The organism is Marinobacter bryozoorum, assembly GCF_023156245.1.
Lineage (GTDB): Bacteria > Pseudomonadota > Gammaproteobacteria > Pseudomonadales > Oleiphilaceae > Marinobacter > Marinobacter bryozoorum.
Window position 1 is genome coordinate 1 of record NZ_JAKZAH010000125.1, and the last position, 711, is coordinate 711.

Sequence of the window (711 nt, forward strand, 5' to 3'; positions counted from 1 at the left end):
CGATGGGTGGCAGCCTTGCTCCGGTCCGGGTGGCAGGCTTCACGTGGAATGGGTGGCAACCTTCAGCGGTTTACGCATCCGGTTTCTGGTTGATGCCGAGAGTGACCCCGAACAGCACGGTATTGCTGCGGATTTCATCCAGACCCACTGCACGGTGGATTCCCCGTGCGCTGTATCAACCATCGCGCTGTGCGAACTGGCGTGGGTACTCCAGCGGGTCTACAAGGTTGCCCGGGAGGATATTGCTGACCAGATAACCGCACTCCTCGATGCCCAGCAGCTTCACGTTCCGGATCGGGAGCTGGTTCGCAGAGCCCTGGCGGATTATCGACAGTCTGGCGCGGACTTCCCGGATCACGTCATCGCCTGGTACGGGAAAGCAGCCGGGGCAGAGGAAACGGCTACGTTCGACAAGAAGGCAGGCAAAGCCCCGTTGTTCCGATATATCGGTTTATAAAGCTCTCGTTACGGCAACTGATCCATACGGGAGTAGGGCGGTGGTGGCGCTACTGAATTGACATCCGGCTCCGTTAAGCCGATAGTGTCCATGTACGGAAATGTTCCGTACGCGCTCATGGTGGCCGTTCATCGCCAGTATGAGCGATGGAGAGCAACCCACTGGGGGTGCGCCGACTGGCCGCCCTCGGGAAGGAGGAATATCGCATGTCAAAGACAAGCGCGCGGCTGGATCTACGCATTGATCCGGCAATC

1 protein-coding gene is annotated in these 711 nt (G+C 59.1%); it reads left to right on the plus strand.

Annotation, left to right across the window (positions count from 1 at the left end):
• A partial coding sequence (locus tag MLC59_RS19875) for a type II toxin-antitoxin system VapC family toxin (protein ID WP_248237338.1) occupies positions 1–457 on the plus strand: 457 nt, incomplete at its 5' end.
• Positions 458–711 lie beyond the last annotated feature (254 nt).